This is a genomic window from Streptomyces sp. NPDC030995 (assembly GCF_055571215.1).
Genome location: NZ_JBVIFS010000041.1, coordinates 30,620 through 55,552 on the forward strand (window position 1 = coordinate 30,620; position 24,933 = coordinate 55,552).

A 24,933-nucleotide genomic window follows, 5' to 3' on the forward strand; every position below is an offset into this window, starting at 1 on the left:
TCAAACGCCGGCGGGGCTATATTTCAGGCCGGGCGGCCTCGGAGGTTGCGATGCGCGGCAAGGCGTACGGGTGGTGGGCGACCAGCCAGGCGATCAGGCGTTCGCGGATGGTGCAGCGGAGGGTCCAGAGGTCGTCCGCGTTCTTGGCGGTGGCCGTGGCCCGGACCTGGATGGTGTGGGGGGTGGTGTCGGTCACCACCAGGGCGCAGGAGCGGCCGTCCCATTCCGGGACCTCCGCGAGGATCCGCTCCAGTTGCTCCCGCAGCAGCGGGATCGGCGCGCTGTGGTCCAGGTGCAGGAAGACCGTCCCGGTCATCTCCGCGCCGCCGCGCGACCAGTTCTCGTAGGGCTTGCTCGTGAAGTACGAGACCGGCATCGTGATGCGGCGCTCGTCCCAGGTGCGGACGGTGAGGAAGGTCAGGGTGATCTCCTCGACCTTGCCCCACTCCTTGTCGACCACCACCGTGTCGCCGATGCGGACGGTGTCGCCGAAGGCGATCTGGAGGCCGGCGAAGAGGTTGCCCAGCGCGGCCTGGGCGGCGATGCCCGCCACGATGCCGAGGAGACCGGCCGAGGCGAGCATGGAGGTGCCGACCGCCCGCATCGGCGGGAAGGTCAGCAGCATCAGGGCGATCGCGACGACGATCACCACCGCCGTCACCACCCGCTGGATCAGCGTGACCTGGGTCCGGACCCGCCGCACCCGGGCGTCGTCCGATTCGCCGGCCGCGTAGCGCGCGTAGGCGTAGTCGACGATCACCGACGCGATCCGCACCAGCAGCCAGGCCGCCCCGGCGATCAGCACCAGGGTGAGGGTCCGGCCGACGCCGACCGGGTGGTCCGGGAGGATCCGCGCCTGGCGGTAGGTCCCTCTGAGCAGCGAGGCGCAGAGCACCACTTGGAGGGGCAGCCGGCAGCGGCGCAGCAGCCCCCACAGAGGGGTCTCGGTGTGCCGGATGTCGGCCCGGCGCAGCAGCAGGTCCAGCAGCCACCCCGCGATCAGGGTGACGACCAGCGAGCCGCCGAGGACGGTGACGGGGCGCAGGAAGTTCTCCATCTCCATGGGTACGAACGTAGCGGGAAGCGGTCCGTGGGCCCCTTCCATTCGACGGCTGGCACGATGGAGGCATGAACATCATGCTCTTCCATTCGACGTACGGGCTGCGGCCCGCGGTGCACGCGGCGGCCGACCGGCTGCGCGCGGCCGGGCACCAGGTCCAGGTGCCGGATCTCTTCGAGGGACGCACCTTCGAGACCGTCGAGGAGGGCATGGCCCACCGGGACGAGATCGGCCGTGACGAGCTGCTGAAGCGTGCGGTGCTGGCCTCGGCCCCGTACTCCGACCAGGGACTGGTCTACGCGGGCTTCTCCTTCGGCGGCTCCGTCGCCCAGCACCTGGCGATGGCCGACGAGAAGGCGCGCGGGCTGCTGCTCCTGCACGGGACGGCGGACCTGGAGGAGGACGCCTCGGTGGACGAGCTGCCCGTGCAGCTGCACATCGCGGACCCGGACCCCTTCGAGCCGCACGACTGGCTGACGGCCTGGTACCTGCGGATGCAGCGGGCCGGGGCCGACGTGGAGGTCCACAGCTACCCGGGCGCCGGGCACCTGTTCACCGACCCGGAGCTGGACGACTACGACGCCGAGGCCGCCGAGCAGGCCTGGAGGACCGCGATCGGCTTCCTCGACAGCCTGTAGGCCACTCGCGGCCGACATGACGAAGGGCACGGTCCGGCGGTTGCCGGGCCGTGCCCTTCGTCACACGTGTCGCAGGGGTCAGCCGGCGCGGTAGGCCGTCCAGCTGCTGCTCATGCGGGCCACCTGGCCGGCGGTGAACTGGTACATGCAGGAGTCGTACGTGTAGTCCATGAAGTTGCGGATCGGGTCCACGCCGGGCTTGCTGGCGCAGCTGTCACGGCCCGTCGGGCACTCGTACGCGGCGCTCTTCTCGGCCGGGGTGTCGGAGACGTAGTCGCCGTTCCCGTTACAACCGCCCTGGAAGGTGTGGTACAGACCCAGCCAGTGGCCGACCTCGTGGGTCGCGGTGTCACCCTCGTTGTAGTTGGCCGCGGAGCCGCCGGGCAGCGAGCTGTCCAGCACGACCACGCCGTCCATCTTGGGGGCGGAGCTGTAAGAGGTCGGGAAGGTCGCCCAGCCGAGCAGGCCGCCGCCGAGCTTGGCGGTGTAGAAGTTGAGCGCGCCCGGGCCACCCTGGCGCAGGGTGTTCTTCATGTCCTTCTCGGCCTGGGAGCCGGAGGTCAGGTTGTACCAGGTGGCGTTGTCCGTGTAATCGGTAGCCGCAAGGGTGAACTGGAAGTTCGTGTTGACATTGCCGGTGCCCTGGCCGCCGTAGGCAGCGTTGAGGACCGACAGCTGGTTGTTGATGTCCGTGGACGTCAGCTTTCCGGTGGTGCCGGAGTGCACGACGTGGAAGTACACGGGGATGTTCACAACGGCCTCGGCGGCGCTGAGGCTGCGCTGCGGCTGGTTCTTCAGCGCCTTGTCGAGCTTCGCCTTGAGGTCGGCGTCCATGGACTTCGCCTGCGCCTCGGTGAGCTCGTTCGGCTCGTCGGCGTGCTCGTCATGGGTGCGGGTCACGCGGGCGTTCGCGGCGCCGGTGGACTCCTGGGCGCACACCTCGGCGGGGGTCTTGGCGGCCGCGAGCGTGGTGGGGGCGGCGAGCGGCGTGAAAGCCAGGGTTCCGGCCAGAACCGCCGTGCCCATCAGGCGGCGGCGAAGAAGGGGGGATATGCGGGCAATTGCGCGCACGTGTGCTCCTCGCGTGGGGGGTTGATGGCGTGAAGGATCTCTTCAGCTGGCGGGAAGCTTATGTGTGCATGACATATTCAGGTCAAGAGCCTTGCGTAAAAGATTTGTTGCGTAACGCGCACAGGGGCGCCTGGTATGTACCAGGCGCCCCGTGAAGCAGGAGAATTGACGGACTATCAGTGAACGGGCTGGTAGGAGCGCTCCACCTTCTGCGTCCCGTTCAGGGTGCGGTACGAGCGGTACCACGCGGCCGTGGCGGTTTGCTGGCGCTTATCGGATACGACGTAATAGTCCATCTGGGAACGCTCCGCCGTCACGTCCAGGACCCCGTAGCCGTGGGAGTCCATGTCCAGCCACTTCACGTGCCAGTTGGCGGCCTTGATGGCCGATTCCGCGACCAGCGAGAGCGTGTCCGGAAGCACGTGCAGCATGTCGTCAAGGTTGTCGGAGGTCACCGACGTGACGACGAACTCCGTCGCCGCCGACCCCGAGCCGGGGTACGTGGCCTTGTTCGCCGGGACCTCGTTCGCCCACGCCATGTGGATGTCGCCGGTCAGGAACACGGTGTTCCGGATGTTCCGGTCCCTGAGGTGGCCCAGCAGTTCCTTGCGGTCGTCCGTGTACCCGTCCCACTGGTCCACATTGGCCGCTATGCCGCCTTCCGGCAGGCCGAGGAGCTTGGTGAGCGGCCCCAGCAGGTGCGCGGGCAGCGAGCCGAAGGCCACCGGTGAGATCATCACCGAGGTTCCGACCAGCTTCCAGGTCGCGTTCGAGCCGGCGAGGCCCGCCTTGAGCCAGTCCAGCTGGGCGCGCCCGGTGATGGTGCGCTCCGGGTCGTCCACCGAACCGCTGCCGACCTTGACCTGCTGGGAGCGGAAGGAGCGCAGGTCGAGCAGGTGCAGATCGGCGAGGGTGCCGAACCGCAGCCTCCGGTAGACGGTGCCCGCGATGGAGGCGCGTACGGGCATCCACTCGAAGTACGCCTGCTTGGCGGCGGCCGCGCGGGCCGCCCACTCGCCCTCGGCGCCCGCCGTGTGGTTCTCGGCGCCGCCCGCCCAGGCGTCGTTGGCGAACTCGTGGTCGTCCCAGATGGCGACGATCGGGTGCGCCTGGTGCAGGGCCTGGAGGTCGGTGTCCGTCTTGTACTTGCCGTGCCGGGTGCGGTAGTCGGCGAGCGTGACGATCTCGTGCTTCGGCTCGTGCGCGCGCACGACGTACTTCGCCTCCGGGTAGCCCCCGGACTGGTACTCGTAGATGTAGTCGCCCAGGTGCAGGATCGCGTGCAGATCGGTGCGGGCGGCCAGGTGGCGGTAGGCGGAGAAGTAGCCGGACTCCCAGTTGGCGCAGGAGACCACGCCGAAGCGGACCCCGGCGGTCGTCACGTCGTGGCCCGGGGTGGTCAGGGTGCGCCCGGCGGGGGAGGCGGCGCCGCCGGCGGTGAACCGGTACCAGTACGGGGTCTGCGGCTGCAGCCCGCGCACGTCGACCTTGACCGTGTGGTCGGTGGCGGCGCTCGCGGTGACGCTGCCGGAGGCGACGATCCGGGAGAAGCCCTTGTCCGCGGCCACCTCCCAGTCCACCTGGGTGACCGGGCCCAGGCCGGAGCCGGGCACGGCCTCGGGGGTCGGGGTGACACGGGTCCACAGCAGGACGCCGTCGGGCAGCGGGTCACCCGAGGCGACGCCGTGCAGGAAGGCGGGGGCGGTGCCCGCCGCGTGGGCGGCCGAGGCGCCCAGTGAGGTGAGGGGGGCCAGCGCGGCCGTGGCCGCGGCAGCGAGAACGACCGTACGGCGACGGGGATTCGCCGAGGTCGGAGCGGGGGTGAGATGACTGGTCACGGACCATCACATTACCGGCGGGTACACCCGCTCGAACAGACGTCGGAACGCAACAAGCGGGCGAACTCTGGGAGTCCGCCCGCCTGTTGGCGCGCCCTGCCTTGAAGGCGTTTGCCCGGAATGCCCCGGGCTGGGATCAGCCCTGCAGGGCCTTGTCGATCGCCGCCGTGAACTGCTCCGGCGTCTGCGGGGTGTCGATCTTCTTGCCGTCCATCCTCAGCGTCGGGGTACCCGTCACGCCGGACTTGTTGAAGGCCTTCGACATCTCCAGCGCCCACCGGTCGTACGTGCCGTCCTCGACGGCCTTCTTGAACTCGGCGTTGCCCTTGAGCGCCGGGACCGTGTCCGCGACCTTCAGCAGGTAGTCGTCCTTGGCGAAGCTGTCGACGGTCTCCTGGGGGTGCAGGGCCTTGGAGTACAGGGCCGCCTTGTAGTCGAGGAAGGCCTCCGGGCTGACGTTCAGCGCCGCGCCCAGCGCGCTCAGCGCGTTCTTCGAGCCCTCGCCCTTGGCGGCGTTGTCGATGAAGGTGGCGCCGAAGTACTGGAGCTTGTACTTGCCCGCCTCCACGTCCTTCTTGACCGTCTCGCCGACCGCCTGCTCGAAGCCCGCGCAGGCCGGGCAGCGCGAGTCCTCGTACACCTCCAGCGTCTTCTTCGCCTCGGCCTTGCCGACGACGACCGTGGTGCCCTCGTCGCCCGTGGTGTTCTTCGGCTTGACGAGCTCGGCCTTGGCGGCCTTGTCCCAGTGGCCGGGCTGGTTCGCCTGCACGAGGGCGTAGCTGACGCCGCCGACCAGGCCGAGCCCGGCGAGGAGCGCGCCCGCCACGATCACCTGGCGGCGCACCTTGTCCTTCTTCGCCTGCGCCTCGCGCTCGGCGCGCAGCCGCTCGCGGGCCGCGGCCTTGTTCGCCTGGCTGTTGCGTGAACTCATCGTGATCTCCGTGGGGTGTGACGTGTCAAGGGGACTGTCGTACGTGCGTCAGGCGCTCGCGAGCGCGCCGCGCACGGGAGGTCCCCGCCGCCCCACGGAGTGTGCGGGGAATCGCGTACGGGCCCCCGTGCCCGCGAGGGCCGGGCGCGGCACCCGCCGCGCCCGCCCGGAGGACGCCGTCACCGCGGCCACGGCCAGCAGCAGCGGCCGGAACGCGAAGGCGGCCGCGGCCCGCAGCAGCCGGCCCAGCGCCCGCTCGCCGTGGCGGAGCCACCCGGCGGCGAGCAGCCCGACCGAGACGTGGGCGCCGAGCAGCAGCCAGGGCGTCCACGGCCCGGGCGAGGCCAGCAGCGCGGCCGGGTCGGCGGCGTGCCCGGTCACCTCGGTCAGCGGCCCGCCCACCGGCGTGCCGCCGCACAACGCCTCCAGGCCCATCGAGCGCAGCGTGCCCGCGACGGGGCCGCCGGCCGGGCCGTAGCAAAGATGCTGCCCGGCGGTGAAGACGGTGTCGGCGGCCAGCTCCAGCGGTACGAGCAGCCCGGCGATGGGGCCGAAGCCCCGCTCGCGGCCCGCGAGCGCGTAGGCGATCACGAACACGGTGGCGAACGCCCCGCCCACCAGCGCGGGCGGCAGCGGGACCCGGGACATGAGGACGTGCGAGCCGGCCGAGAGCAGCACGACGAACGCGCTGAACAGCGCGGCCCGCAGCCCTCGAAGCCATACCCCTGAAACGTCCATCGCCGCGAGTCTGCCATGCGTCCCTGTGAAGGCGGGCCCCAGGTCACGGCTGTTCCCGGGGCGGACCGCCTACGGCGTGAGCCGCCCGTTGCGGAAGAGGTCCACGAAGATCTGGTGGTCGGCGCGGGCCCGGGCCCCGTACGCGTGGGCGAAGTCCACGAGCAGCTCCGCGAAGCCCTCCTCGTCGGCCGCGATCGCCGCGTCGATGGCCCGCTCGGTGGAGAAGGGCACCAGCGTCTGCCCGCTCTCGGCCGCGTCGGCCGCCCCGTGCATGGTCGCCGTCGCCCGGCCCAGGTCCGCGACGACCGCGGCGATCTCCTCCGGGTCGTCCAGGTCCGACCAGTCCAGGTCCACCGCGTACGGGGAGACCTCCGCCACCAGCTGCCCGGCCCCGTCCAGCTCCGTCCAGCCCAGCCACGGGTCGGCGTGCGCCTGCAGGGCGCGCTGCGAGATCACCGTGCGGTGGCCCTCGTGCAGGAAGTACTCGCGCACCGCCCGGTCCGTGATGTGCCGGGAGGCCGCCGGGGTCTGCGCCTGCTTGAGGTAGATCACGACGTCGTTCTCCAGGGCGTCGCTGTGCCCCTCCAGCAGGATGTTGTACGAGGGCAGGCCCGCCGAGCCGATCCCGACGCCGCGGCGCCCCACCACGTCCTTGACCCGGTAGGAGTCGGGCCGGACGAGGGACTCGTCGGGGAGGGTCTCCAGGTACCCGTCGAAGGCGGCCAGCACCTTGTAGCGGGTGGCGGCGTCCAGCTCGATGGAGCCGCCGCCGGCCGTGAAGCGGCGCTCGTAGTCGCGGATCTCCGTCATCGAGTCCAGCAGGGCGAAGCGGGTGCGGGAGCGGGCCGAGCGCAGCGCGCCCAGCAGCGGGCCCTGGGCGGTGTCCAGGTCGAAGGAGGGCACCTCGTCGTGCTTGGCCCCCGTGGCCAGGCGGTGGATCCGCTCCCGGTAGGCGCCGGCGTAGATCCGCACCAGTTCGCTGATCTGGCCGTCGCTGAGCGCCTTGGTGTAGCCGATCAGGGCGACGGAGGCGGCGAACCGCTTCAGGTCCCAGGTGAAGGGGCCGACGTAGGCCTCGTCGAAGTCGTTGACGTTGAAGATCAGCCGGCCGTTGGAGTCCATGTACGTGCCGAAGTTCTCGGCGTGCAGATCGCCGTGGATCCACACCCGGCCCGTCCGCTCGTCCAGGTACGGGCCGCCGTGCCGGTCCCGCTCCAGGTCGGAGTAGAAGAGGCAGGCCGTGCCCCGGTAGAAGGCGAAGGCCGAGGCCGCCATCTTGCGGAACTTGACCTGGAAGGCAGCGGGGTCGGCGGCGAGCAGCTCACCGAACGCGGTGTCGAACACGTCGAGGATCTGCTCGGCGCGCTGCTCGTCGGTCGTCTCGGGAACCGCCATCGCGGATGCCTCCTGGTCGTGCGGGGTGGATCGCTCACGGATCACGTATTGATCCAGAGGGGTTCGGACAGGTGTCCGTCCTCTCTGGCTCTGCAACGTGTGAAGGTACCGGTCGGTGCCCCGGTTCTGTCACTCGGGAGACGTAGGATTCGTAGCTGCCGCCCCCTCTCTCCCCCCGGAGGACCCCCACCGTGACCAAGCCGCCGTTCACGCACCTGCACGTCCACACCCAGTACTCCCTGCTGGACGGTGCCGCGCGGCTGAAGGACATGTTCAACGCGTGCAACGAGATGGGCATGACGCACATCGCCATGTCCGACCACGGCAACCTTCACGGCGCCTATGACTTCTTCCACACCGCGAAGAAGGCCGGCATCACGCCGATCATCGGCATCGAGGCGTACGTCGCCCCGGAGTCCCGGCGCAACAAGCGCCGCATCCAGTGGGGCCAGCCGCACCAGAAGCGCGACGACGTCTCCGGTTCCGGTGGCTACACCCACAAGACGATCTGGGCGGCGAACGCCACCGGCCTGCACAACCTCTTCCGGCTGTCCTCCGACGCGTACGCCGAGGGCTGGCTGACCAAGTGGCCGCGCATGGACAAGGAGACCATCTCCAAGTGGTCGGAGGGCTTGATCGCCTCCACCGGCTGCCCCTCCGGCGAGCTCCAGACCCGACTGCGCCTCGGCCAGTTCGACGAGGCACTGAAGGCCGCCTCCGAGTACCAGGACATCTTCGGCAAGGACCGGTACTTCCTGGAGCTGATGGACCACGGCATCGAGATCGAGCGCCGGGTCCGCGACGGACTGCTGGAGATCGGCAAGAAGCTCGGCATCCCGCCGCTGGTGACGAACGACTCGCACTACACCTACGCGAGCGAGGCCGGCGCCCACGACGCCCTGCTCTGCATCCAGACCGGCAAGAACCTCTCGGACCCGGACCGCTTCCGCTTCGACGGCACCGGCTACTACCTGAAGTCCACGGACGAGATGTACGCCATCGACTCCTCGGACGCCTGGCAGGAGGGCTGCGCCAACACGAAGCTGGTCGCGGACCAGATCGACACCGAGGGCATGTTCAAGTTCCGGAACCTGATGCCGAAGTTCGACATCCCGGACGGCTACACCGAGGTCACCTGGTTCCGCGAGGAGACCATGCGCGGCATGCACCGCCGCTACCCCGGTGGCATCCCGGACGACCGGATGAAGCAGGCCGAGTACGAGATGGACACGATCATCTCGATGGGCTTCCCGGGCTACTTCCTCGTGGTCGCCGACTTCATCATGTGGGCGAAGAACCAGGGCATCGCGGTGGGCCCGGGCCGAGGCTCCGCGGCCGGCTCGATCGTCGCGTACGCCATGGGCATCACCGACCTCGACCCGCTCACCCACGGTCTGATCTTCGAGCGCTTCCTGAACCCCGAGCGCGTCTCCATGCCCGATGTCGACATCGACTTCGACGAGCGCCGGCGCGTCGAAGTGATCAGGTACGTGACCGAGAAGTACGGCGCCGACAAGGTCGCCATGATCGGTACGTACGGCACCATCAAGGCCAAGAACGCGATCAAGGACTCGGCCCGCGTGCTGGGCTACCCGTACGCCATGGGCGACCGGCTCACCAAGGCCATGCCCGCCGACGTCCTCGGCAAGGGCATCCCGCTCTCCGGCATCCTCGACCCCTCGCACCCCCGCTACAGCGAGGCCGGCGAGATCCGCGGGATGTACGAGAACGAGCCGGACGTGAAGAAGGTCATCGACACCGCCCGCGGTGTGGAGGGCCTGGTCCGCCAGATGGGCGTGCACGCCGCCGGCGTGATCATGTCCAGCGAGACGATCACCGACCACGTACCCGTCTGGGTGCGGCACACCGACGGCGTCACCATCACCCAGTGGGACTACCCGAGCTGCGAATCGCTCGGCCTGCTGAAGATGGACTTCCTCGGCCTGCGCAACCTCACGATCATGGACGACGCCGTCAAGATGGTGAAGGCCAACAAGGGGATCGACATCGATCTCCTGGGCCTCCCGCTCGACGACCCCAAGACCTTCGAACTGCTCGGCCGCGGCGACACCCTCGGCGTCTTCCAGTTCGACGGCGGCCCCATGCGCTCCCTGCTGCGCCTGATGAAGCCCGACAACTTCGAGGACATCTCCGCCGTCTCGGCCCTGTACCGGCCGGGCCCGATGGGCATGAACTCGCACACGAACTACGCCCTGCGAAAGAACAAGCAGCAGGAGATCACCCCGATCCACCCGGATCTGGAGAAGCCCCTCGAAGAGGTGCTCGCGGTCACCTACGGCCTGATCGTCTACCAGGAGCAGGTGCAGAAGGCCGCCCAGATCATCGCCGGGTACTCGCTCGGCGAGGCCGACATCCTGCGCCGCGTGATGGGCAAGAAGAAGCCCGAGGAGCTGGCGAAGAACTTCGTCATCTTCCAGGAGGGCGCGAAGAAGAACGGCTACAGCGACAAGGCCATCCAGGCCCTGTGGGACGTCCTGGTCCCCTTCGCCGGCTACGCGTTCAACAAGGCCCACTCGGCCGCGTACGGGCTGGTCTCCTACTGGACCGCCTACCTCAAGGCGAACTTCCCGGCCGAGTACATGGCCGGCCTGCTCACCTCGGTCAAGGACGACAAGGACAAGTCCGCGATCTACCTGAACGAGTGCCGCCGGATGGGCATCAAGGTGCTCCCGCCGAACGTGAACGAGTCCGAGCCGAACTTCGCCGCCCAGGGCGACGACGTGATCCTCTTCGGCCTCACCGCGGTGCGCAACGTCGGCCAGAACGTCGTCGAGTCGATCATCAAGACCAGGAAGGCCAAGGGGAAGTTCTCCTCCTTCCCCGACTTCCTGGACAAGGTCGAGGCCGTCGTCTGCAACAAGCGGACCGTCGAGTCGCTGATCAAGGCCGGCGCCTTCGACGAGATGGGCCACACCCGCAAGGGCCTGGTCGCCCACCACGAGCCGATGATCGACAACGTGGTCGCCGTCAAGCGCAAGGAGGCCGAGGGACAGTTCGACCTGTTCGGCGGAATGGGTGACGAGAACGCGAGCGACGAGCCGGGCTTCGGACTCGACGTGGAGTTCTCCGACGTCGAGTGGGAGAAGTCCTACCTGCTCGCCCAGGAGCGCGAGATGCTCGGCCTCTACGTCTCCGACCACCCGCTCTTCGGGCTGGAGCACGTGCTCTCCGACAAGACGGACGCCGGCATCTCCCAGCTGACCGGCGGAGAGCACTCCGACGGCGCGGTCGTCACCATCGGCGGCATCATCTCGGGCCTCCAGCGCAAGATGACCAAGCAGGGCAACGCCTGGGCCATCGCCACCGTCGAGGACCTGGCCGGCTCCATCGAGTGCATGTTCTTCCCCGCGACCTACCAGCTCGTCTCCACCCAGCTGGTCGAGGACACCGTCGTCTTCGTCAAGGGCCGCCTCGACAAGCGCGAGGACGTCCCCCGCCTGGTCGCCATGGAGATGATGGTCCCCGACCTCACCTCCGCCGGCACCAACGCCCCCGTCGTCCTCACCATCCCCACCGTCAAGGTCACCCCGCCGATGGTGACCCGTCTGGGGGAGATCCTGCGCCACCACAAGGGCAACACCGAGGTGCGGATCAAGCTCCAGGGGCCGCGGACCACCACCGTGCTGCGCCTCGACAAGCACCGCGTACAGCCCGACCCGGCGCTCTTCGGCGACCTCAAGGTGCTGCTCGGGCCGTCCTGCCTGGCGGGCTAGTCCCGGCCGGACCGCACGGAAAGGGCCTGCCCGGCGATGCCGGGCAGGCCCTTTCCACGTGCGGACCGCCCTCGGGCGGCCGCGGCCGCGTCAGTTGTGGCCGAACTTCTTCGTCTTGCTCTTGTGCGCCAGATCCATCGGACTCGGCGCCTGCGAGGTCGATTCGGGCGAGGATTCCATCGAGCCCTTCGACGGCTCCTGCGACGAGCGGGCCTGCTGCTTCGACGGCTGCTTCTGGTTCTTGTTCTTGGCCATGGGGGGAACCTCCACGAGGGTCTAGGGGCCAGGACCGCCTTCACACTCACACAGCGCCAGAAACCGCGCATTTTGGATCATTACTGCGCGTAGCGAGGTCTCCGTCTCTCCACTCTGTGAGATCCGCCACGCCGATGATCGAGTTCCGGCCTTCAACGCCCTTGAGGTCGGGCAGACTCGGGGCACCCGCCGAAAAACACAGAGGACCCCCAGGGAAGAGGGTGGAACACGTGGACCGCTGCGTCGTCCTGGTGGACGCCGGCTACCTGTTGGGCGCCGCCGCCAGCCTTCTCGCCGGGGAGCCCTCCCGCTCCCGGATCACCGTCGACCATGCCGCCCTCATCCAGGGCCTGCGCGAGCGGGCCGAGGCGGACACCGAGCAGCCCCTGCTGCGCATCTACTGGTTCGACGGTGCACCCGACCGGGTGCCGCAGCCCGAACACCGGCGGCTGCGCGTCATGCCCCGCGTCACCGTCCGGCTGGGAGCCCTGACCCGCAGCGACGGCCGCTGGGCGCAGAAGGGCGTCGACGCCGCCATGCACGCCGAGCTCACCGAGCTCGCCCGCAACCGCGCCTGCTCCGACGTGGTCCTGGTCACCGGCGACGGCGACCTGCTGCCCGGCCTGATGTCCGCCAAGGAACACGGGGTCGCCGTCCACCTGTGGGCCGTCCAGGCCGCCGACGGGGACTACAACCAGTCCGAGGACCTCGTCGCCGAAGCCGACGAACGCCGCGTCCTCGACCGGGCCTGGATCACCCGGGCCGTCCGCGCCAAGGACCTCACCGGGCTGTGCTCACCGCCGCCCGCCCCGCGCCCCGACATCGCCGCCATCCTCTCGGCCCCGCTGCCCGAGGCGGCGCTCGCCGAGGCCGCCCGCAACGGCTCCGCCGCAGGCGGCGGCGAAGACCGCGAGGGGGCCCCCGTACCGGCGCCGACCGCGCCGGGGGGCAAGACCGTACCCACGCCGAAGGACCTCGCCGGAGCCCTGCGGGCCCCCGGCCAGCAGCCCGGACCGTCGGCCGGGCCGAGCAGCGGGCACGCCCCGGCCAGTGCCCTGCGCTGGTCCTCCGACAAGGGGTGGATCGACCGGGCCGGACCGCTCGGCGAACCCGCCGAGACCGCCTCGCTGCCCACCCTCGCCCAGCTCACCAGCGCCGAGCAGCGCTGGGCGGACCGGGAGGAGGACATCACCACCGTCGGCGGGGACCCGTTCGAGGTGGGACAGGTGTTCGCCCGGCGGTGGATGGAACGGCTCCCGGAGACCGTGCACCTGCAGAAGCTGGCCACGATGTACCCGCGGATCCCGCACCGGATCGACGGCGAGCTGCTGCGGTACGCCGCCCGGTTCGGGCTGCTCGCGCACAAGGACGACCAGATCGACGAGCACGACCGGTACGCCATCCGCGCCGGGTTCTGGCGGGAGATCGACGTCCGCGCGGCCGCCGAGCACGTGGCCGCCGTACCGGCCGCCGCGCCCGGAGCCGGGTCCGGCGAGGCCTCCGCCCCGCTGACCCCGGCGGCCGAGTAGGGGCGGGAACCCCGTAGGCTGCTCCCTCGTGAGTACGGGCACAGCACAGGCGCAGAACGGCACGGCGGCGGCCGCTGGTGCGGCCTCCGACGTGGTTTGCGCGGTGCGTGACCTGGTCAAGACGTATCCCGCGGTACGAGGACGGCGCGGGGCTCCCGCACTGCCCGAGACCCGTGCCAACGACGGCGTCTGCCTGGACGTGCGGCGCGGTGAGATCTTCGGCCTGCTCGGCCCCAACGGCGCCGGCAAGTCCACCCTCGTCCGCCAGCTCACCGGCCTGATGCGGCCCGACGCGGGCACCGTGACCCTGCTCGGCCACGACCTCGTACGCCACCCGGAGCGGGCCTCCCGGCTGCTCGCCTACCTGGGGCAGGAGTCCACCGCCCTGGACGAGCTCACGGTGGCGCTGGCCGCCGAGACCACCGGGCGGCTGCGCGGGCTCGGCGCACGGGCGGCGCGGGCCGCGCGCGACGCCGTACTGGAGGAGCTCGGGCTGACCCCGATCGCCGGGCGGCCCCTGAAGAAACTTTCCGGCGGACAGCGGCGCCTCGCCTGCTTCGCCGCGGCGCTGGTGGGGGAGCGGCCCGTACTGGTCCTCGACGAGCCCACCACCGGCATGGACCCGGTGGCCCGGCGAGCCGTCTGGTCGGCCGTGGACCGGCGGCGCGAGCAGCACGGCGCGACGGTCCTGCTCGTCACCCACAACGTCATCGAGGCCGAGACCGTCCTCGACCGGGTCGCCGTCATCGACCAGGGCAAGGTCATCGCCTGCGACACCCCGGCCGGACTGAAGGCCAAGGTCTCGGGCGAGGTCCGGCTGGAGCTGGTGTGGCGCGAGGCCGCTCCGCTGGGTGTTCCGGAGGTCGCGTCGCTGCGTGAGCTCGCCGTCGAGTCCGGGCGGCGCTGGGTGCTGCGGCTCGGGCCGGACGAGGCCCGTGCGGCGGTCGCCGCGGTGACCGGCGGACCGGCCTTCGCCGCGCTCGACGACTTCACGCTGGCCACGCCGAGCCTGGAGGACGTCTACCTCGCGCTCGGCGGGAAGACGAAGGGGCTGGTGAAGGCGTGACCACCACGGCTGAGGAAACCGCTGGGAACACTGCGGCGGGCGCTGCCGCGGCCGCTGCCGTGGGCACCCCCGTGGGCATCCCCGTGGGTGTGCTCGCGCCCAAGGCCCGGTTCTTTCCCGCGCTGGCCGCCGTGTACCGGGCGCAGCTGTCCCGGGCACGGGTGGCCCGGATCCCGCTGCTCTTCGTGGCCACCTTCCAGTCCGTCGGGATCATGATCCTGATGCGGGGCGTGGTCGACGGGGGCTCGGAGGCCCGGGCCGTCGTCGCCGGTTCCTCGGTGCTGGTCGTCGCCTTCGTCGCGCTGAACCTGCTCGCGCAGTACTTCGGGCAGTTGCGGGCCGGCGGCGGACTCGACCACTACGCGACCCTGCCGGTGCCGCCCGCCTCGGTGGTGCTGGGCGCGGCCGCCGCGTACGCCTCCTTCACGCTGCCGGGGACCCTGGTCACCGCGGTCTTCGGGTGTGTGCTGTTCGGGCTGCCGATGGGCGGGCTGTGGATCCTGGCCGCGGTGGTGCCGCTGGCCGGGGCCGCGCTGGCCGGGCTCGGCGCGGCGCTGGGGCTGCTGGCGCCGCGGCAGGAGCTGGCCACGCTCGCCGGGCAGCTCGGGATGTCGGCCGCGCTGCTGCTGGGCGTGCTGCCGCCCGAGCGGATGCCGGACGTGATCGTGTGGGCCCGGGACCTGATGCCGTCGACGTACGGGGTGGAGGCGTTCGCGCGCACCTTCGCCCCCGAACCGGACTGGGCCGCCGTCGCCCTCGACCTCGGCGTGTGCGGGGCGGTCGGCGTCCTGTCGCTGGCCGTCGCGACGTGGGCGTACCGGCGGGCGGCGGTCCGCTGACGCCGCCGGTGGACGCACCTGGCACGATGTGGGGGTGACCGAAGCCGTGACCCCGCCGTCTCCTTTCGACCCGCCGTCGTTCCCGCCCGAGAAGCCGGGCGGCGATGCCGGGGCCATCACCCCGGAGGACATCCGCGACGGGGCCGCCGTCGCCCTCGCGGTCGGGGTGGCCGGCGTGCTCCTCGGACTGCTGTGGGTGTGGCTGGCGCCTCGGGTGCAGTACGTGTCCAACGGCGAGTCCGTGTTCCTGCGCAGCAGCGAGAGCGAGGCGCGGATCGCGGCCGACGGGACCTTCTTCCTGCTGGCGGTCGGGTTCGGCGTGCTCAGCGCGGTCGGTACGTTCCTGTGGCGCCGGCGCGCTGGCGTGCCGCTGGTGATCGGGCTCGCGGTGGGCTCCGGCTTCGCCGCGCTGGTGGGGTGGCGGCTCGGGATGTGGCTGGGGCCGTCGTCCGACCTGGCGGCCGGGGCGGCCAAGGCGGGCAAGGGCGTGCCGTTCGACGCGCCGCTGGAGCTGCTCGCGTACGGGGCGCTGTTGGCCTGGCCGATGGCCGCCGTCCTGGTCCACCTCGGCCTCACGGCCCTGTGGTCCCCGCGCGACCCCGATCCGGTACAGGTCCCCTGGGGCGGCTACTACCAGGCCGCGTCGCCGCCGCCGCAGTCCTGACCCGCCGCCTCCCGGGGCTCCGCCCCAGACCCCGCGCCTCAAACGCCGGCGGGGCTGAAAGAGCAGGGCTCCGCCCCGGACCCCGCGCCTCAAACGCCGGCGGGGCTGAAAGAGCAGGGCTCCGCCCCGGACCCCGCGCCTCAAACGCCGGCGGGGCTGGAAGAGCGGGGCTCCGCCCGGCACCCCGCGCCTCAAACGCCGGCGGGGCTGAAAAATCCAGCCCCGCCGGCGTTTGAGGCGCGGGGGCTCGGGGGCTGGCCCCCGCAGCGGCGCCGCACCTGCGAGCCTGTGACCCCGCCGGGAGGCTACGGGCGGGCCACCGGGGCCAGGACGGCTTCGGTGAGGGTGGCCAGGGCCGAGGGGGCCAGCTCGACCTCCAGGCCGCGGCGGCCGGCCGAGACGCAGATCGTGGGGTGCGCCGAGGCCGACGCGTCGAGCACCGTGCGCAGGCGGCGCCGCTGCCCCAGCGGGGAGATGCCGCCGCGGACGTAGCCCGTGGTGCGTTCCGCCAGGGCGGGGTCCGCCATCGCCGCCCGCTTCCCGCCGACCGCCGTCGCCAGGGCCTTCAGGTCCAGTGACCCCGAGACCGGGACCACCGCCACCGTCAGGACCCCGTCCACGTCCGCGACCAGTGTCTTGAAGACCTGCGCGGGCGAGACGCCGAGAGCCTGCGCGGCCTCCTCCCCGTACGAGGGGTGCGCCGGGTCGTGCTCGTACGCGTGCGTGGTGAAGGGGACGCCCGCCGCCGTGAGGGCGACGATCGCCGGGGTGCCGGCCGCCTGCTTGGGCTTCTTCGCCATCAGCGCTCCGTCAGTTCGGGCTCGTCGGGGTCCGGGTCAGGTCCACCGCCGGCAGGGACGGGAGGTGGCGGATCACCGCGGTCTCCGTGCGCAGGAGCTTGAGCTCCTCCGCGAGGCGGGTCGCCGTGTCCGGGGCCTGGAGCAGCCGCTGCTTCGCCGGGATGTCCAGTACCGCCGCCGCTGCCACCAGGTAGGAGACCACCGACGGCTCGTCGGGGAGCTCGGCGCCCGTCAGGGACCGCTCGCGGGCTCCGGCCAGCCGCTTCTGGTAGTTGCGGAAGGCCCGCAGCACGCCCTCGGCCAGGACGCCCGCGCCGTCGCCCGCGTCCTCCGGAAGCTCTTCCAGGTCCGCCGTCAGGAAGGGGCCCGAGGAATCGACCGAGAGCAGCCTCACTCGCGTGGTGCCCGTCGCCAGCACTTCGAAGCTGCCGTCCTCCCGCTCGCGGATCGTCGCCGCGTCCGCGATGCAGCCCACCCGGTGGAAGGCCTGGATCGGGTCGGAGCCGAAGCCCGCGGTGGGGCCCCGCTCCGGCAGGGCCGTCTGGTCGGGCAGGCCGGGCGCGGTCGGCGCGACCTCCCGGCCGTCGCGGATCGCGACGACCGCGAATCGGCGCGGCTCCTCCTCGCCCGACTTCAGCAGCTCGCGCATCATGGCGCGATAACGCTCCTCGAAGATGTTCAGCGGGAGGACGAGTCCCGGGAACAGCACCGAGTTCAGCGGGAAGAGGGGCAGGCGAACGGTGGTCACGAGGCACAGGGTAGTGGCCGTGGACCAGACCGTGTCACCCCCGCCTCAGCAGCCGGGAGGCCCCCGCCGCCACCGTCGTGGCCAGGATCCAGCCCAGGATGACGAGCGCCGCGGCCCCCCACTGCCAGTCGCCCTCCAGCTTCCATTGGCCCTGCTGGCCGAGATCGATCACCGGGAGCAGCAGATCCAGGGCGTACAGGGGGGCACTCCACTGGGGGGACTCACCCTCCCTGAGCGGGGCCGGATCGAGCTGGGAGAACAGCAGGGCCCCCGCCGCCCACAGGACGACCATCCACCGGGCCGCCTTGCCCGGCCGGTAGCCGTACGCCACGGTCCAGTCCTGGAGGTACCCCCAGGCCTTGGCCGCCGGAGTCAGCGTGGCCCGGCGCCGCCGCTGCTTGGCCAGCAGCACCTCGCGGGCGTCGGCGTCCTCACCGCTGGCCCGCAGTACGGCGGCCAGCCGCTCGTACGGCTCCGGCGAGTACTCGGGGGTGGCCGCCTCCACCCACTCCAGCCGGCGGGAGAGGGGGAAGTGGCCCCGGGGCGCGAGGTTCTCGTAGACGAAGCCCTCGATGGCCACCCCGCCCGGGCCCGGCCAGCTCGTGGAGGTGTCGACGAGCTTGACCACCTTGGCCCCGGACACCACCACCCGCCCCTGCTCCGGCCGCTCGCCCACGAAGCGGAACTCGGGGGTCTGGATCCGGCGCAGGGATATCTCCTGCTCGGCGGTGAGCCCGAACCGCGCGCCGTAGAAGTCGATGGCGTCCCCGAAGCGGCCGTCGTCCAGCCGCAGCCCGCCGCGGCACACGAAGCGCTGGGCCCGCTGGCCGCGCGTGGGCGTCAGCCCCAGCCCGTACGGGGGAGTGGAGGAGTTCGAGCCGGGGACGTAGTCCAGCGCGATCGACGTCAGGTACAGGGTCCGCTCGACGGTCAGCTGCGGGGCGTTCAGCGCGTACTTCCCGTACGGATTGCGCAGGCGGGCCCCGCGCAGGTTCATCGACACGCCGACCTTCGCCCCGCGCAGGCTCACCTCCCCGAACGTCTCCAGCAGCTCGCCCTGGAAGTCCTGCGCGACCGACATCCCGTCGGCGGTGATCGCCCGGCCCTTGTTGTCGCGCTGCACCACCGCCTGGCTGATCAGCAGATCGGTGCCGATCTGCGCGTCGGTCAGCCGGATGCCCCGGGCCACCCGGCAGCGCGGCATGTGCAGGTCGCCCTCGGTGTGCAGGCGGGCCGCCTCCAGCCGCGGTATCGCGCAGTTGATCAGGCGCAGCGTGCCGAAGCGGGCCTCGGACAGCTGGATCTCGCTGTCGAAGCGGCAGGACTGGATCTCCACGTACGGGGCGATCGTGCCGCCCGACAGATCGAGCCGCCCGGTGATCCGTACGCCGCGCAGCTTGAGCGAGGCCACCCGGCCCGGCACCGGCGGCGGCCCGTGGAGCAGCAGCAGGGCCACCACCCGGGCGCGGACGCTGCGGCCGGCGCCCCAGACGTGGTCGGCGTGCGGGTCGTCCTGGTCGGGGATGCGGGAGCTGAGATCGCAGATGCTGCCCGTGCGGTACGCCTCCCACATGCGGCGCTCGGAAGCCGTGAGATCCGCCGGTTCCTCGCCCACGCGCGCCTCGGTCATGGCGGCCCCCCTCCGCTGTCACCCACACGCCCACTCGCCCCCACGCACGCGTGTGAAAAGCGTCTTGATCAAACCTAACGGGCGCCTGTGACATCCGGGGCGTGTATCAGCCAGTGATACAGGCGAACGGTGGCGCGAGACGGTCTGAGAGAATTGGGACGTGATCTCTCGTATCGACCTGCGCGGTGACGCCCTCCCCGAGGGTGGCGCCCTGCGCGATCTGCTGCCCCGTGCCGAGTTCGACGTAGAAGCTGCCCTGGAGAAGGTGCGGCCCATCTGCGAGGACGTCCATCATCGTGGCACGGCGGCGCTGATCGAGTACGCGCAGAAGTTCGACGGAGTCGAGCTCTCGCAGGTCCGGGTACCCGCGCAGGCCATCAAGGCCGCCCTGGAACAGCTGGACCCGGCCGTCCGCGCCGCCCTGGAGGAGTCGATCCGGCGCGCCCGGATCGTGCACCGCAACCAGCGCCGCACCGAGCACACCACCCAGGTGGTCCCCGGCGGCACGGTGACCGAGAAGTGGGTGCCGGTGGAGCGCGTGGGGCTGTACGCCCCGGGCGGCCGCTCGGTGTACCCGTCCTCCGTCGTCATGAACGTCGTACCGGCGCAGGAAGCGGGCGTCGAGTCGATCGCGCTCGCGTCCCCGCCGCAGAAGGAGTTCGGGGGCCTGCCGCACCCGACGATCCTCGCCGCGTGCGCGCTCCTCGGCGTGGACGAGGTGTACGCGGCCGGCGGCGCCGTGGCCGTCGCGATGTTCGCGTACGGCACGGAGGACTGCCTGCCCGTCAACATGGTGACCGGCCCCGGCAACATCTGGGTCGCCGCCGCCAAGCGCTACTTCACCGGCAAGATCGGCATCGACACAGAGGCCGGCCCCACCGAGATCGCGGTCCTCGCGGACTCCACGGCCGACCCGGTGCACGTCGCCGCCGACCTGATCAGCCAGGCCGAGCACGACCCGCTGGCCGCAGCCGTGCTCGTCACGGACTCCGCGGAGCTCGCGGACGCCGTCGAGCGCGAGCTGGAGCCGCAGGTCGCGGCCTCCAAGCACATCCACGACCGGATCAAGCCGGCCCTCGCGGGCAAGCAGTCCGCGATCGTGCTGGTCGACAGCCTGGAGGACGGCCTCAAGGTCGTCGACGCGTACGGCGCCGAGCACCTGGAGATCCAGACCGCCGACGCCGCCGCCTGGGCCGCCCGCGTACGCAACGCCGGCGCGATCTTCGTCGGCCCCTGGGCCCCGGTCTCGCTCGGCGACTACTGCGCCGGGTCGAACCACGTGCTGCCCACCGGCGGCTGCGCCTGCCACTCCTCGGGCCTGTCCGTGCAGTCCTTCCTGCGCGGCATCCACATCGTCGACTACACGCGCGACGCCCTCGCCGAGGTCACCCACCACGTGGTGACCCTGGCCGAGGCCGAGGACCTGCCCGCGCACGGCGCCGCCCTGAAGGCGCGCTTCGGATGGAAGGTGCCGACCGCATGACGGCGAACATCGCAATCGACGACCTCCCCATCCGGGACGAGCTGCGCGGCAAGACCCCGTACGGCGCCCCGCAGCTCGACGTGCCCGTCCAGCTGAACACCAACGAGAACCCGTACGAGCTCCCCGAGGAGCTGGTGCGGCGCATCGCCGAGCGCGTCACCGAGGCCGCCCGCACCCTCAACCGCTACCCCGACCGGGACGCGGTCGAGCTGCGCACCCAGCTGGCCGCCTACCTCACCCGTACGGCCAAGCACCCGGTCGCGCGGGAGAACGTGTGGGCCGCCAACGGCTCCAACGAGGTCATCCAGCAGTTGCTCCAGACCTTCGGCGGGCCCGGCCGCACCGCGATCGGCTTCGAGCCCTCGTACTCGATGCACGCGCTGATCTCCCGCGGCACCGGCACCGGGTGGATCTCCGGCCCGCGCAACGAGGACTTCACCATCGACGTGGCGGCGGCCGAGCAGGCGATCGCCGAGAACGCCCCCGACGTCGTCTTCATCACCTCGCCCAACAACCCCACGGGTACGGCGGTCGGGGCCGAGACGGTCCTCGCCCTGTACGAGGCCGCGCAGGCGGCCAAGCCGTCCCTCGTGATCGTGGACGAGGCGTACGTGGAGTTCAGCCACCGCGACTCGCTGCTGCCCCTCATCGAGGGCCGCCCGAACATGGTGGTCTCCCGGACCATGTCCAAGGCCTTCGGCGCGGCCGGCCTGCGCCTGGGCTACCTGGCCGCGCACCCCGCCGTCGTCGACGCCGTCCAGCTGGTGCGCCTGCCGTACCACCTGTCGGCCGTCACCCAGGCCACGGCGCTGGCCGCCCTGGAGCACACCGACACCCTGCTCGGCTACGTCGAGCAGCTCAAGGCCGAGCGCGACCGCCTGGTCGTCGAACTGCGGGCCCTCGGCTACGAGGTCACCGACTCCGACGCGAACTTCATCCAGTTCGGGAAGTTCGACGACGCGCACACCGCCTGGCAGAAGATCCTCGACCAGGGCGTCCTGGTCCGTGACAACGGCGTACCGGGCCGGCTGCGGGTCACCGCGGGCACCCCGGCCGAGAACGACGCGTTCCTGGAAGCGGTTCGCGCACTGAAGAAGGAGCAGCACGCATGAGCCGCATCGGACGGGTCGAACGGACCACCAAGGAGACCTCCGTGGTCGTCGAGATAAACCTCGACGGCACCGGCCAGGTCGACGTCTCGACGGGCGTGGGCTTCTACGACCACATGCTCGACCAGCTCGGCCGCCACGGCCTGTTCGACCTCACGGTCAAGACCGACGGCGACCTGCACATCGACACCCACCACACCATCGAGGACACCGCCCTCGCGCTCGGCGCCGCCTTCAAGCAGGCCCTCGGCGACAAGGTGGGCATCTACCGCTTCGGCAACTGCACCGTGCCGCTCGACGAGTCCCTCGCCCAGGTCACCGTGGACCTGTCCGGCCGCCCCTACCTCGTGCACACCGAGCCCGAGAACATGGCGCCGATGATCGGCACCTACGACACGACGATGACCCGGCACATCTTCGAGTCCTTCGTCGCGCAGGCCCAGATCGCCCTGCACATCCACGTCCCGTACGGCCGCAACGCCCACCACATCGTGGAGTGCCAGTTCAAGGCGCTCGCCCGGGCCCTGCGCTACGCCGCCGAGTTCGACCCGCGCGCGGCCGGCATCCTGCCCTCCACGAAGGGCGCCCTCTAGCCGTGAACGGCCTCAACACCATCCTGATCGTCCTCGGCCTCTTCCTGGCCGGCGGCGTCTACTCCTTCCACAAGCAGCAGATGCCCAAGTCGGTCATCGTCCTGCTCGCCATCGGCTCCGCGATGTGTCTGGCCGCCGGAGTCCTGCGGATCCAAGGAATCTGGGAATGAGCGCAACAAAGAGCGTCGTCGTCTTCGACTACGGCTTCGGCAACGTCCGTTCCGCCGAGCGCGCCCTCGCCCGCGTCGGCGCGGACGTCGAGATCACCCGCGACTACGACAAGGCCATGGACGCGGACGGACTCCTCGTCCCCGGCGTCGGCGCCTTCTCCGCCTGCATGCAGGGCCTCAAGGACGCCCGCGGCGACTGGATCATCGGCCGCCGGCTCTCCGGCGGCCGCCCCGTCATGGGCATCTGCGTCGGCATGCAGATCCTCTTCGAGCGCGGCATCGAGCACGGCGTCGAGACCGAGGGCCTCGACGAGTGGCCCGGCACGGTCGGCCCGCTCAAGGCCGCGATCGTCCCCCACATGGGCTGGAACACCGTCGAGGCCCCGGCCGACAGCCAGGCCTTCGCCGGGCTGGACGCCGACGCCCGCTTCTACTTCGTGCACTCCTACGCCGCGAAGGACTGGAGCCTGGAAGTGACCAACCCGCTGATCCGCGCCCCCAAGGTCACCTGGGCCACGCACGGCGAGCGGTTCGTCGCGGCGGTGGAGAACCGGGCCCTGTGGGCCACCCAGTTCCACCCCGAGAAGTCCGGCGACGCCGGAGCCCAGCTCCTCACCAACTGGATCGAGACCCTCTGATGCCGAAGACGTTGGAACTCCTTCCCGCGGTCGACGTCCGCGACGGACAGGCCGTCCGCCTCGTGCACGGGGTGTCCGGCAGCGAGACCTCCTACGGCTCCCCGCTGGAGGCGGCCCTCGCCTGGCAGCGCTCCGGCGCCGAGTGGCTGCACCTGGTCGACCTGGACGCCGCCTTCGGCACCGGCGACAACCGCGCCCTCGTCGCGGAGATCACCGGCGCCATGGACATCAAGGTCGAGCTCTCCGGCGGCATCCGCGACGACGCCTCGCTGGCCGCGGCCCTCGCCACCGGCTGCACCCGCGTCAACCTCGGCACCGCCGCCCTGGAGACCCCCGAGTGGGCCGCCAAGGCCATCGCCGAGCACGGCGACAAGATCGCGGTCGGTCTCGACGTACGCGGCACCACCCTCAAGGGCCGCGGCTGGACCAGCGAGGGCGGCGACCTGTACGAAACCCTCGCCCGCCTGGACTCCGAGGGCTGCGCCCGGTACGTCGTCACCGACATCGGCAAGGACGGCACGCTCACCGGCCCCAACCTGGAGCTGCTGAAGAACGTCTGCGCCGCCACCGACCGGCCCGTCGTCGCCTCCGGCGGCATCTCCTCCCTGGACGACCTGCGGGCGCTGTCCGAGCTGGTGCCGCTGGGCGTCGAGGGCGCGATCGTCGGCAAGGCCCTGTACGCCAAGGCATTCACCCTGGAAGAAGCCCTGAAGGTGGTCTCCGCATGAGCAGCCCCTCCGAAGTCCGCCGCATCTCCTCCGGCGGCCCCTACGAGGACGTCATCGGCTACTCCCGCGCCGTCCAGCTCCCCAACGGCCTCGTCCTCGTCTCCGGCTGCACCGCGGCCGACGGCGGAGGCCCGTACGACCAGGCGATCACGGCCTTCGGCGTCGCCTTCAAGGCACTGGCACAGGCCGGTCTGGGACCCGAGCACGTGGTCCGCACCCGGATGTACCTCACCCACGCCCGCGACGTGGACGACGTGGGCCGCGCCCACAAGGAGCTGTTCGACGCGGTCCGCCCCGCCGCATCCATGATCATCGTCTCCGGCTTCGTCGACCCGAGCATGGTCGTCGAGGTCGAGGTCGAGGCGTACAAGGGAGACGCGGCATGACCCTCGCCGTACGAGTGATCCCCTGCCTGGACGTGGACAACGGCCGGGTCGTCAAGGGCGTCAACTTCCAGAACCTGCGCGACGCCGGCGACCCGGTGGAGATGGCCAAGCTGTACGACGCCGAGGGCGCCGACGAGCTGACCTTCCTCGACATCACCGCGTCCTCCGGGAACCGCGAGACCACGTACGACGTGGTCCGCAGGACCGCCGAGCAGGTCTTCATCCCGCTCACCGTCGGGGGCGGCGTCCGCACGGCCGACGACGTGGACAAGCTCCTGCGCGCGGGAGCGGACAAGGTGGGCGTGAACACGGCCGCCATCGCCCGCCCCGAGCTCATCCAGGAGATCGCGGAGCGCTTCGGCCGCCAGGTCCTCGTCCTGTCGGTCGACGCGCGGCGCACCGAGTCGGGCTCCTTCGAGGTCACCACGCACGGCGGTCGCCGGGGCACCGGCATCGACGCCGTCGAGTGGGCCCACCGCGCGGCGGAGCTGGGCGCGGGCGAGATCCTGCTCAACTCGATGGACGCGGACGGCACCAAGGACGGCTACGACACCGAGATGATCGCGGCCGTACGCAAGCACGTCACGGTCCCGGTGATCGCCTCGGGCGGCGCGGGCAAGCTGGAGCACTTCCCGCCGGCGATCGCGGCCGGCGCGGATGCGGTGCTCGCGGCGTCGGTGTTCCACTTCGGCGACCTGCGGATCTCCGAGGTCAAGTCGACGCTGCGCGCCGCGGGCCACCCCGTCCGCTGACGCCCTGGCCGGCCGGGTGAGGGCCGTCTGCCGGGGGCCCTGCCCCCGGACCCCCGCGCCTCAAGCGCCGGCGGGGCTGGGTTTGTGCGGCCGGATCACCCGGGTCGGTGGCTTCGGGGTGGGGCGGTGCCCCTGCGG

At 71.3% G+C, this 24,933-nt stretch carries 24 protein-coding genes; 14 read left to right on the forward strand and 10 right to left on the reverse strand.

The features are described from left to right. Nucleotides 1-16: 16 nt before the first annotated feature. Nucleotides 17-1,057, reverse strand: a complete 1,041-nt coding sequence (locus ACZ45T_RS34965; protein WP_468448182.1) for a mechanosensitive ion channel family protein — start codon at nt 1,055-1,057, stop codon at nt 17-19. A gap of 71 nt (nt 1,058-1,128) precedes the next feature. Here ACZ45T_RS34965 and ACZ45T_RS34970 point away from each other — a divergent pair, with 71 nt between their 5' ends. Further along, nucleotides 1,129-1,698: a dienelactone hydrolase family protein gene (locus ACZ45T_RS34970; protein WP_468448164.1), complete on the forward strand. Its 570-nt coding sequence runs from the start codon at nt 1,129-1,131 to the stop codon at nt 1,696-1,698. A gap of 78 nt (nt 1,699-1,776) precedes the next feature. Here the strand turns inward: ACZ45T_RS34970 and ACZ45T_RS34975 are convergent, their stop codons facing one another. The 5 genes from ACZ45T_RS34975 to ACZ45T_RS34995 all read right to left on the reverse strand — a co-directional run bounded on the left by ACZ45T_RS34975 (nt 1,777) and on the right by ACZ45T_RS34995 (nt 7,671). Further along, nucleotides 1,777-2,724, reverse strand: coding sequence for a zinc metalloprotease (locus ACZ45T_RS34975; RefSeq protein ID WP_468448183.1), 948 nt, complete (start codon nt 2,722-2,724; stop codon nt 1,777-1,779). A 221-nt stretch (nt 2,725-2,945) separates the two neighbouring features. Next, nucleotides 2,946-4,607 carry an alkaline phosphatase D family protein gene (locus ACZ45T_RS34980; RefSeq protein WP_468448165.1) on the reverse strand — a complete coding sequence of 554 codons (1,662 nt, stop codon included), beginning with the start codon at nt 4,605-4,607 and terminating at the stop codon, nt 2,946-2,948. Nucleotides 4,608-4,743: 136 nt separating this feature from the next. Further along, nucleotides 4,744-5,538, reverse strand: coding sequence for a DsbA family protein (locus ACZ45T_RS34985; protein ID WP_468448166.1), 795 nt, complete (start codon nt 5,536-5,538; stop codon nt 4,744-4,746). 48 nt (nt 5,539-5,586) lie between these two features. Next, a complete protein-coding gene (locus ACZ45T_RS34990) occupies nt 5,587-6,276 on the reverse strand; it encodes a hypothetical protein (RefSeq protein ID WP_468448167.1) in 690 nt (229 codons plus the stop codon). 69 nt (nt 6,277-6,345) lie between these two features. Continuing rightward, a complete protein-coding gene (locus ACZ45T_RS34995) occupies nt 6,346-7,671 on the reverse strand; it encodes a DUF2252 domain-containing protein (RefSeq protein WP_468448184.1) in 1,326 nt (441 codons plus the stop codon). Between the two features lie 191 nt (nt 7,672-7,862). Between ACZ45T_RS34995 and dnaE the strand changes: the two genes are divergently transcribed. Beyond that, a complete protein-coding gene (gene dnaE / locus ACZ45T_RS35000) occupies nt 7,863-11,405 on the forward strand; it encodes a DNA polymerase III subunit alpha (RefSeq protein ID WP_468448168.1) in 3,543 nt (1,180 codons plus the stop codon). A gap of 90 nt (nt 11,406-11,495) precedes the next feature. Here dnaE and ACZ45T_RS35005 read toward each other — a convergent pair whose 3' ends face one another. Next, a complete protein-coding gene (locus ACZ45T_RS35005; protein ID WP_468448169.1) occupies nt 11,496-11,660 on the reverse strand; it encodes a hypothetical protein in 165 nt (54 codons plus the stop codon). Nucleotides 11,661-11,881: 221 nt separating this feature from the next. On the opposite strand from ACZ45T_RS35005, the gene ACZ45T_RS35010 reads away from it, so the two are divergent. The 4 genes from ACZ45T_RS35010 to ACZ45T_RS35025 are packed head-to-tail and all read left to right on the forward strand — an operon-like array spanning nt 11,882 to nt 15,758. Then, complete coding sequence (locus ACZ45T_RS35010; RefSeq protein ID WP_468448170.1) at nt 11,882-13,189, forward strand: NYN domain-containing protein; 1,308 nt, start codon at nt 11,882-11,884, stop codon at nt 13,187-13,189. Between the two features lie 28 nt (nt 13,190-13,217). Further along, complete coding sequence (locus tag ACZ45T_RS35015) at nt 13,218-14,255, forward strand: ABC transporter ATP-binding protein (protein WP_468448171.1); 1,038 nt, start codon at nt 13,218-13,220, stop codon at nt 14,253-14,255. 59 nt (nt 14,256-14,314) lie between these two features. After that, nucleotides 14,315-15,094 (forward strand): ABC transporter permease, encoded by a 780-nt coding sequence (locus ACZ45T_RS35020; RefSeq protein ID WP_468448185.1) that lies wholly within the window; start codon nt 14,315-14,317, stop codon nt 15,092-15,094. Nucleotides 15,095-15,128: 34 nt separating this feature from the next. Further along, complete coding sequence (locus ACZ45T_RS35025; protein WP_468448172.1) at nt 15,129-15,758, forward strand: hypothetical protein; 630 nt, start codon at nt 15,129-15,131, stop codon at nt 15,756-15,758. Between the two features lie 305 nt (nt 15,759-16,063). Here ACZ45T_RS35025 and ybaK read toward each other — a convergent pair whose 3' ends face one another. The 3 genes from ybaK to ACZ45T_RS35040 are packed head-to-tail and all read right to left on the reverse strand — an operon-like array spanning nt 16,064 to nt 18,936. Next, entirely contained in the window at nt 16,064-16,558 is a 495-nt protein-coding gene (ybaK, locus tag ACZ45T_RS35030) for a Cys-tRNA(Pro) deacylase (protein ID WP_468448173.1), read from the reverse strand. Nucleotides 16,559-16,568: 10 nt separating this feature from the next. Continuing rightward, nucleotides 16,569-17,306 (reverse strand): LON peptidase substrate-binding domain-containing protein, encoded by a 738-nt coding sequence (locus ACZ45T_RS35035; RefSeq protein WP_468448174.1) that lies wholly within the window; start codon nt 17,304-17,306, stop codon nt 16,569-16,571. Nucleotides 17,307-17,340: 34 nt separating this feature from the next. Then, the gene (locus ACZ45T_RS35040) at nt 17,341-18,936 is read right to left on the reverse strand and encodes an oxidoreductase (RefSeq protein WP_468448175.1); all 1,596 of its coding nucleotides are present in this window, start codon (nt 18,934-18,936) and stop codon (nt 17,341-17,343) included. Between the two features lie 160 nt (nt 18,937-19,096). On the opposite strand from ACZ45T_RS35040, the gene hisD reads away from it, so the two are divergent. The 8 genes from hisD to hisF are packed head-to-tail and all read left to right on the forward strand — an operon-like array spanning nt 19,097 to nt 24,795. Further along, nucleotides 19,097-20,419: a histidinol dehydrogenase gene (gene hisD, locus ACZ45T_RS35045; protein WP_468448176.1), complete on the forward strand. Its 1,323-nt coding sequence runs from the start codon at nt 19,097-19,099 to the stop codon at nt 20,417-20,419. Continuing rightward, on the forward strand, nt 20,416-21,531 hold the full coding sequence (locus tag ACZ45T_RS35050) for a histidinol-phosphate transaminase (protein WP_468448177.1): 1,116 nt from the start codon (nt 20,416-20,418) through the stop codon (nt 21,529-21,531). The genes hisD and ACZ45T_RS35050 overlap by 4 nt, the downstream gene beginning before the upstream one ends. Then, on the forward strand, nt 21,528-22,121 hold the full coding sequence (gene hisB, locus ACZ45T_RS35055) for an imidazoleglycerol-phosphate dehydratase HisB (protein WP_326591415.1): 594 nt from the start codon (nt 21,528-21,530) through the stop codon (nt 22,119-22,121). The genes ACZ45T_RS35050 and hisB overlap by 4 nt, the downstream gene beginning before the upstream one ends. A 2-nt stretch (nt 22,122-22,123) precedes the next feature. Then, nucleotides 22,124-22,291 carry a hypothetical protein gene (locus ACZ45T_RS35060; protein WP_360890602.1) on the forward strand — a complete coding sequence of 56 codons (168 nt, stop codon included), beginning with the start codon at nt 22,124-22,126 and terminating at the stop codon, nt 22,289-22,291. Further along, the gene (hisH, locus tag ACZ45T_RS35065) at nt 22,288-22,929 is read left to right on the forward strand and encodes an imidazole glycerol phosphate synthase subunit HisH (RefSeq protein WP_468448178.1); all 642 of its coding nucleotides are present in this window, start codon (nt 22,288-22,290) and stop codon (nt 22,927-22,929) included. The genes ACZ45T_RS35060 and hisH overlap by 4 nt, the downstream gene beginning before the upstream one ends. Continuing rightward, nucleotides 22,929-23,657 (forward strand): bifunctional 1-(5-phosphoribosyl)-5-((5-phosphoribosylamino)methylideneamino)imidazole-4-carboxamide isomerase/phosphoribosylanthranilate isomerase PriA, encoded by a 729-nt coding sequence (gene priA / locus ACZ45T_RS35070; protein ID WP_468448179.1) that lies wholly within the window; start codon nt 22,929-22,931, stop codon nt 23,655-23,657. Before hisH ends, priA begins: the two co-directional genes overlap by 1 nt. Further along, nucleotides 23,654-24,043: a RidA family protein gene (locus ACZ45T_RS35075; RefSeq protein WP_366868585.1), complete on the forward strand. Its 390-nt coding sequence runs from the start codon at nt 23,654-23,656 to the stop codon at nt 24,041-24,043. Before priA ends, ACZ45T_RS35075 begins: the two co-directional genes overlap by 4 nt. Further along, nucleotides 24,040-24,795: an imidazole glycerol phosphate synthase subunit HisF gene (gene hisF / locus ACZ45T_RS35080; protein WP_468448180.1), complete on the forward strand. Its 756-nt coding sequence runs from the start codon at nt 24,040-24,042 to the stop codon at nt 24,793-24,795. Before ACZ45T_RS35075 ends, hisF begins: the two co-directional genes overlap by 4 nt. The last annotated feature ends 138 nt before the right edge of the window (nt 24,796-24,933 follow it).

What these genes read in the sequence shown, in the direction of transcription:
- ACZ45T_RS34970 (WP_468448164.1), top strand. Translation starts at nt 1,129, where the DNA reads ATGAACATCATGCTCTTCCATTCGACGTACGGGCTGCGGCCCGCGGTG.
- ybaK (WP_468448173.1), bottom strand. Translation starts at nt 16,558, where the DNA reads ATGGCGAAGAAGCCCAAGCAGGCGGCCGGCACCCCGGCGATCGTCGCC.
- ACZ45T_RS34990 (WP_468448167.1), bottom strand. Translation starts at nt 6,276, where the DNA reads ATGGACGTTTCAGGGGTATGGCTTCGAGGGCTGCGGGCCGCGCTGTTC.
- ACZ45T_RS34985 (WP_468448166.1), bottom strand. Translation starts at nt 5,538, where the DNA reads ATGAGTTCACGCAACAGCCAGGCGAACAAGGCCGCGGCCCGCGAGCGG.
- priA (WP_468448179.1), top strand. Translation starts at nt 22,929, where the DNA reads ATGCCGAAGACGTTGGAACTCCTTCCCGCGGTCGACGTCCGCGACGGA.
- ACZ45T_RS34995 (WP_468448184.1), bottom strand. Translation starts at nt 7,671, where the DNA reads ATGGCGGTTCCCGAGACGACCGACGAGCAGCGCGCCGAGCAGATCCTC.
- hisH (WP_468448178.1), top strand. Translation starts at nt 22,288, where the DNA reads ATGAGCGCAACAAAGAGCGTCGTCGTCTTCGACTACGGCTTCGGCAAC.
- ACZ45T_RS35005 (WP_468448169.1), bottom strand. Translation starts at nt 11,660, where the DNA reads ATGGCCAAGAACAAGAACCAGAAGCAGCCGTCGAAGCAGCAGGCCCGC.
- hisB (WP_326591415.1), top strand. Translation starts at nt 21,528, where the DNA reads ATGAGCCGCATCGGACGGGTCGAACGGACCACCAAGGAGACCTCCGTG.
- ACZ45T_RS34975 (WP_468448183.1), bottom strand. Translation starts at nt 2,724, where the DNA reads ATGGGCACGGCGGTTCTGGCCGGAACCCTGGCTTTCACGCCGCTCGCC.
- ACZ45T_RS35040 (WP_468448175.1), bottom strand. Translation starts at nt 18,936, where the DNA reads ATGACCGAGGCGCGCGTGGGCGAGGAACCGGCGGATCTCACGGCTTCC.
- ACZ45T_RS35050 (WP_468448177.1), top strand. Translation starts at nt 20,416, where the DNA reads ATGACGGCGAACATCGCAATCGACGACCTCCCCATCCGGGACGAGCTG.
- ACZ45T_RS35075 (WP_366868585.1), top strand. Translation starts at nt 23,654, where the DNA reads ATGAGCAGCCCCTCCGAAGTCCGCCGCATCTCCTCCGGCGGCCCCTAC.
- hisF (WP_468448180.1), top strand. Translation starts at nt 24,040, where the DNA reads ATGACCCTCGCCGTACGAGTGATCCCCTGCCTGGACGTGGACAACGGC.
- ACZ45T_RS34965 (WP_468448182.1), bottom strand. Translation starts at nt 1,057, where the DNA reads ATGGAGAACTTCCTGCGCCCCGTCACCGTCCTCGGCGGCTCGCTGGTC.